At 37.2% G+C, this 6,476-nt stretch carries 8 protein-coding genes and 1 pseudogene; 3 read left to right on the top strand and 6 right to left on the bottom strand.

Going from position 1 to position 6,476, the window contains the following annotated elements:
• Positions 1-69 precede the first annotated feature (69 nt).
• The 3 genes from B2R65_RS19160 (at position 70) to B2R65_RS19150 (ending at position 1,775) form a co-directional block, all read left to right on the top strand.
• Positions 70-267, top strand: a complete 198-nt coding sequence (locus B2R65_RS19160) for a DUF6435 family protein (RefSeq protein ID WP_286745383.1) — start codon at positions 70-72, stop codon at positions 265-267.
• 569 nt (positions 268-836) lie between these two features.
• Positions 837-1,196, top strand: coding sequence for a hypothetical protein (locus tag B2R65_RS19155; RefSeq protein ID WP_286745380.1), 360 nt, complete (start codon positions 837-839; stop codon positions 1,194-1,196).
• 123 nt (positions 1,197-1,319) lie between these two features.
• Positions 1,320-1,775: a hypothetical protein gene (locus B2R65_RS19150; protein ID WP_286745377.1), complete on the top strand. Its 456-nt coding sequence runs from the start codon at positions 1,320-1,322 to the stop codon at positions 1,773-1,775.
• Positions 1,776-2,259: 484 nt separating this feature from the next.
• Here B2R65_RS19150 and B2R65_RS19145 read toward each other — a convergent pair whose 3' ends face one another.
• From B2R65_RS19145 to B2R65_RS19120, 6 genes and pseudogenes are all read right to left on the bottom strand, one after another.
• On the bottom strand, positions 2,260-2,712 hold the full coding sequence (locus B2R65_RS19145) for a GNAT family N-acetyltransferase (RefSeq protein WP_286745374.1): 453 nt from the start codon (positions 2,710-2,712) through the stop codon (positions 2,260-2,262).
• 31 nt (positions 2,713-2,743) lie between these two features.
• On the bottom strand, positions 2,744-3,334 hold the full coding sequence (locus tag B2R65_RS19140) for a DUF2238 domain-containing protein (protein WP_286745372.1): 591 nt from the start codon (positions 3,332-3,334) through the stop codon (positions 2,744-2,746).
• Positions 3,335-3,395: 61 nt separating this feature from the next.
• Positions 3,396-4,186, bottom strand: a pseudogene (locus B2R65_RS19135) (SDR family oxidoreductase).
• Positions 4,187-4,331: 145 nt separating this feature from the next.
• Positions 4,332-4,835 carry an Mpo1 family 2-hydroxy fatty acid dioxygenase gene (locus B2R65_RS19130; protein ID WP_096739468.1) on the bottom strand — a complete coding sequence of 168 codons (504 nt, stop codon included), beginning with the start codon at positions 4,833-4,835 and terminating at the stop codon, positions 4,332-4,334.
• A gap of 73 nt (positions 4,836-4,908) precedes the next feature.
• On the bottom strand, positions 4,909-5,595 hold the full coding sequence (locus tag B2R65_RS19125; protein WP_286745369.1) for a Crp/Fnr family transcriptional regulator: 687 nt from the start codon (positions 5,593-5,595) through the stop codon (positions 4,909-4,911).
• Entirely contained in the window at positions 5,592-6,248 is a 657-nt protein-coding gene (locus B2R65_RS19120) for a hypothetical protein (protein ID WP_286745366.1), read from the bottom strand. Before B2R65_RS19120 ends, B2R65_RS19125 begins: the two co-directional genes overlap by 4 nt.
• Between the last annotated feature and the right edge of the window lie 228 nt (positions 6,249-6,476).

Here is a 6,476-nt window from a genome sequence, read left to right as displayed (position 1 = left end):
CTAGATTGAACAAATTTCAATCCGCAAAGATCAACACGCCCTAATACTTTTATAAAACTAAGGAGCCACATGTTTTCACTATTTAAATCAGACCCGACAAAAAAATTACGTAAAGAGTACGATGCAAAGCTTGAGCAAGGCATGCAAGCACAGCGTAAAGGCGACATTAAAAGCTACGCCATGTTAAGCGCAGAAGCCGAAAAAATCTGGAGTGAAATAGAAGCGCTTGAAGCAAAAAAGCCAGATAATACCAATCGTGCTAAGTAATTAGACATTTATAGCGACGGATAAATAGAGTGATAACAAGGCATAAATTTCGACATGTAGTTGTTCTACATGAAAAATTTATAACGCAGTTAACGCTTTATTTAGCACGCGAGAAAGGCTAAATATTTAAGTCGATTGGTATAAATATCGTGTCTGTACTGTTTTAAAAGTAGAAAGACGCGTTTAGTAAATAATTCATCACCTCGTTTTATAGCCTCCACCAGCCAAAAACCACCTTTTATAATAGGCTTGCATAAACAAATGTACTTAAAGCGGTTACTTATATTTTCGATGCATTTTTTATTGGAGGTTAAATGATTAAAAAAGGGGTTTGGATGTCATTTTAAATCTTTAACTGCTGTATTTGCTTACTGCGCAGGCGTTTTACCTCCTAAGTCAGAAAATAAGGACAATTTCCTCTTTTCCACCTGCCATAAAAAGAACACCCCGCCTTAAAGTTTAATACTCGCAATGTGTTACAAGATTTGTTATTAATATTAAAAATAATTAAGAGGACGTACATTGCTCATAAAAAGAGGAAAGTGTCCTCTGATAAAGCTGTTAGCCGTATGAGCACTGTAGCTTCTGCATCATATTCATCAACTAGAGAATGTTTCATGACAAGTGTAAATTCTGAAAGGCACGTATTTTCGTTTGAAGGTGGAGATCAGTTAACCACGATTGGAGCTACCTTCTTAGTTTCGTATCTGTTTCATCAATATATTGATTCAACTCATAAGAATTGGGAAAAAATAAAAACGAAAAATTCAAGAGTTAGCACCATTAACCGATCAGAGAATTATCATCGTAATTGGCTTAATCACATAGGTAGCATGAGCGATGCTAATCTAAATAGAAATACTTTAGATCTTGATGCTCCAGTTGTAAAAAAAATGGCACTTGAAATCCAGCAACATTTATCGAAATAATACGCCTAACAAGGGTTTTCAAGTCGGACAAATTATAGTTGGCTTTTTGTTCGTTCTTCACTTATTTTAGCCAACTGAAATTTGCCGCTTAAAACGGCGTTATATCCCAAAAGGAGTACGGTTTTGAATTTTAAGTTTATATTACCCTTTTCTGTATTATTGGCAGGTTGCCAAATAACTAAAGATATTGAATACAGTTCACTTCAAACCAATAGCGCATCATGCCAAATCCCAGTATCAAGCCTTGAAATAAACTCTCCAAAAAAAGGTGAGAATGTATTTAAATTTGAAGATATTGTTAATGCTAATGTAGCTTCTGGAGGCTCGTTCATTTCAATGAGTAATGTTAAGCGTGCAGATTTCAATTACATTCTAACTCAGGACTCTGCTCCAGACCTAAAGAACCAATTGATTGATATTTACCCTGAAACAGGTAAAGAAAAAGCACAATCAGATATAAAGTTTAATTACTATTTAACTAGCTCATCTACAATGGAAAATGAAGTTGCTCTAGTAATTAACGCCTCTTTCGACTTTGCTGGCTCAACCAAGAACTATCAATCCTCTACTAAGGGTTAATATTCAACTTTCCCTGTAACTTACCCTAATCAAGAGTTTTTAAATAAATTATTAAGTAACGGTATCAATGATATTAAAAAACAGATTTGTACATCGGTGTAAATGGCTTATAACAAGTCATTTCAGCAGGTCAAATTACAGTTGGCTTTTGCTTCTGCGTCGCTATTTTAGCCAAAAATTATCTGCCTCTGAATGAGGCATTATGTGTATGAATGAGGTTATGCGAGCCGAAATTTACTGAGTGTGAATTTGAGAATAAATTATTAAGTCAGTGCTGTGAAGATCAGAAATTAGCAGTTGTTATTTATTATAAAACACAATCCAACGCTCTTAAATGGATGAATACAAATATGTCTGCACTAGGAAATCATACACCTTTAAAAAGCATCACATCTCAACCTAATAAGTAAAAATCAGTTTTAATGTCAATGGCTTATTAGTTCCATACAACTTGCTTACATAGACATTGCCCTTCCCCAATTTACTATACCTCTTTAGTATTTCCCTCATACACATTTGCAGGATTAATTTGCATTAGCAATGCTGGATTATCTATCGGTTTAAACCCGTATTGCGCATAAAGGCCATGGGCATCAGAAGTGGCTAATAAAAAGCGCCTGAGCCCTTGCAGCTCAGGGTGTTCTACAATCGTTTTAACCAATAACTTGCACAGACCATTACCTTGCAAATCTGGGATAATAAATACATCAGCCAAATAGGCAAAGGTGGCGTTGTCGGTTACTACGCGGGCAAAACCCACTTGCTCGTTATCAGCGCTGTAAACACCAAAGCACATTGAGTTATCAATCGCTTTTTGCATAACGCTATTAGGTATTCCTTTAGCCCAATAGCTATTAGCAATAAAGTTATAAATAACGTTAAAGTTAAGCTTGCTTTTATCTGTGCTTACCGTGAAATTATGGGTATTTATAGTCATAATTTATTGTCTTTTAATCATAAAATTTGAATCAATAATCTTTAACATTTTTTAACTGTTTATCATGTACTTTTGAAAGCAGCAATATCGAGCAAATAGCGCCAAATAAGGCAATTCCCATATCAGATTGAGTATCCCATACGTACCCTTGCGTACCTAAAAATGCTTCTGAGTTTTCACCGCTTAACACTGCAACCCACCACTCTATTAGTTCGTAAAAAGCACTAAACGCTAAACATATCGATACAACAAACACATTTAGCCAGCCTTTACCATTTACTACGTTTTTACGTAGTAATATTTCACGCGCTAATAATGCAGGCACGAACCCTTGAAAAAAGTGCCCTACTTTATCGTAGTTGTTACGCTCACTGCCAAATAAGTTATCAAACCAAGGGACTTCGGCGTAGGTGTAATGCCCGCCAACCATTAGCACAATACAATGCGCTAATATAAAGCCATATAAAATGGGGGTGAGTTTAAAATGCTTATAGCTGCTTGCCATAAGCACTAAACCAATTATTGCGGGGATAACTTCAAGCAGCCAAGTAAACTGATCTTTTGGGTTAATTCCGGACCAAGTTAATACAATAAAAAACAGGCCAAGCCATAAATACTTCATTTAGAATCCTTGTCTAAATTGATTAAATTTACAGCATTTTATATCTCTAAATCGCCCGATGCTACCGATAGTTTGTTTTAGCGGTTAATCGATTAAATAAGCTAGGAAAAAACCGTTTAATGGTCGGTGCCCAGCCGCTTAAGCCTTTGCCAACAATCACTTCGTCTTTTTTATTATGAATTGCGAGGATCATTTTTTTAGCAGCTAGGCTTACATCCATGCCATTTTCTATTGAGTGCTCTGGCTTGTTTTGCGCTATGCCTTGCTCGTTTAACGAATTATGTGCAATGGCGGTTTTAATAGAGCCAGGGCAAATAGTTAAGCAATGAATATTATGCTCTGCAAGCTCTGCACGCAGGCAATCCATAAAGCCCACTACCGCATATTTAGAGCCTGAATAGCCCGTTCTAACTTAGAGCCTACTATACCTGCAACGCTACTAATAGAGACAATTGAACCGCTTTGCCTTGCTACCATAGTAGGCGCTACCGCCTTGGTAAGTGCAATGAGGCCAAAATAGTTAACTTCCATCAACTGGCGGTAAACATTAAAGTCGTTTTCTAAAAATAGGCTGCGCTGCGACACCCCGCCGTTATTAATTAAAATATCGATAGCAGGTAATGTACTCATTAAATCAGTAACTTGAGCCAATACAGCTTCAGGCGCTGACAAATCAAGAGGCACAATAATGTGGCCATCGCCATGTAAGCTTTGTTTTAGTTCGTTAAGTTTATCAACGCTTCTGGCTGATAAAATAACCTTGGCACCCAGTGCTGCAAACTGTATTGCGAGCTCTTTGCCAATACCTGATGATGCGCCGGTGATCCATACGGTTTTATTGTTGTATTGCATGGGTTATTTGCCTTTATTATTTTATCCGCTGCTAATAGCAATCGTGTTAAGTTTTATACGTTTATAACGACATATATATGATTTATAACGCGGTTAACGCTTTATTTAGTACACTCGAATAACTAAATATTTAAGCCGCTTAGCGTTATGCTTTGGTAGGGCCTGCTATGGCGTTAACTTCATGCTCTAGCGATTTATAAAGCCCCATTAAAAATAAAAACTCAACGGTTACATACAACGGGCCAATAATTAAGCCAATTAAATCATCTACAAACGCAGGCTTTTTACCCTCATAGTAATGGCCAATAAACTGCAGCACCCATCCAAATACAAACACGCCCACACCAATACTTAACCAAGGCCAAAAAGCCATAGCAGCGATTGGCTGGGCTGCTAAAAGCAATAAGGTAAACAGTACACCCATTATTAAGCCAAGTGACACGCTCAGCATTAAGTAATACACCACGCTTGCAAAAACAAAAAGCTGCGCGCCATCAATAAGCAGGCTACCAATGGGTATTTGAATACGCGCTAACAAGCACAGCACCGCAAATACAATAAGCGGAATGCCAAAAAAATGAGTTAAAACATTGCGTTTAGAGCGATGGTACAAACCGTATGTACCAAGCTGTTGCTGTAGAGTTTTCATGTGTGTGCCTTTTATTGTGTTTTTTTACACTATATCAGGCTTTTAAAATATCACTCTGTCGGGTAACCGACATTTACTGATTACAAAGTAGCTCTAAAGCAGATTGGTTTAAAATGGTCACTTTGTTATAGCCGACCTCAATGAGTTGCTGCTTTGCTAATTTTTTTAGAATTTGATTGGCGGTTTGCCGTGTAAGGTAAGTCATATCAGCCAATTGTTGCTGAGACAAAGTAAACGTATGGCCATTACTATGCGCTAAATGCGCACACAATATAAGCAAGCGTTTTGCAACGCGCCGCTCGGCACTTAATAGTGCGTGATCTTCCATGCTAGTAAACATAACCCGCAATTTTTGTGCAAGGAGTAACCCAAAGTCTTGCCAATAATGCGGGTATTGTTTTAACAGTTGCTCAAGTGCGCGTTGCCCAATAAAACACAGTGTTACATCGGTTTGCGCATAAACATCGTGGGTGCGCATTCCGCGGTCAAATAAAGTGACTTCGCCAAACCACAGCGAGGCATCAACAAAGCTTAAAACAGCTTCTTTACCATTATTACTTACCCCACTAATACGCACCACACCACTTAATACAGCATAAATACCGTCGTGTTTATCACCTCGTAAAAAAAGAGATTGGTGCGCGCTAAGGCTTAAAGTTTTTGCGTGGCTTAGTAAAAACTGTTTTAAGTGTGCATCACGCTTAGAAAACCACTGCCCTTGTTCAATAATGTTACAATGTGCTTTACTTAATCCATTCATTGCATTGTGTTTATATGTGGTTGAAGCTCTATTGCCAACGACTTAGGCAAGTCTAAATTACTGGCAATAACAAAGTCGTTATACGCTTCATTACCAGAGAAAAACTCCGCAATAAGCGTTTTATTTTTATATACGTTCACTGAAACACCACTGCCCATACCACCAGCATTAATAATGTAGTAATAGTAATTGCCTTTGTTAAAAAACAAAATACTTTCGCCTACTTTCCCTATTTGACGATAGTAGCTACCAAATGGCTGCGCGGCAGTGGCCGTATACTCTAGGCCAATTTTTTGCTCAGTGCCATAACGATAAGTAATAGCTGAGTTATCATTGGCCACACACACAGACAAAATATTATCAGTGGGCTTTAGTGTATAAGTCACTTTTGCGGTTGGGTTGCGTATAACCTTTTGCATTTTTGCATTTATATATGCTGTTTCACCACGTTTACAGTGACTTGGTACAATTCCCTCTATTAGGCCTTCTACAACAAGGTGCTTTTGCTCAATAGCAGTAGCCGGTAAATTAGCGTTTTCGTTTTTAGCCACTAATGGCGTTTTACTGCTACTAAATAAACTCACTTCCTCATCGCAACCATTTAAAAAGAGTACGGGAATACAATAGCAAAAAGAGATCAATTTGAAACTCATACTAATTCCATCTAATACAACTTAACCTTAAAATAGCGGCAAAATTAAGCACTAGCAACCATTAAAAATGGTAAGTTTTATAAATCTTTTTTTTAACCATGTTATGCAAATATTGCTTTACTATTTAGTGACTTATTTAATGTTTATTTACACATTAATTGGTTTATTTACGAACAATTCATAAACCAATTATTACCCGTATGTCTATTTTCAATATAGGGACAATAA

Source organism: Pseudoalteromonas sp. UBA2102 (assembly GCF_002331165.1).
Taxonomy (GTDB): Bacteria; Pseudomonadota; Gammaproteobacteria; order Enterobacterales; family Alteromonadaceae; genus Pseudoalteromonas; species Pseudoalteromonas atlantica.
The sequence above is the reverse complement of the archived record's forward strand: the minus strand, read 5'-3'. Positions and strand labels throughout refer to the sequence as shown.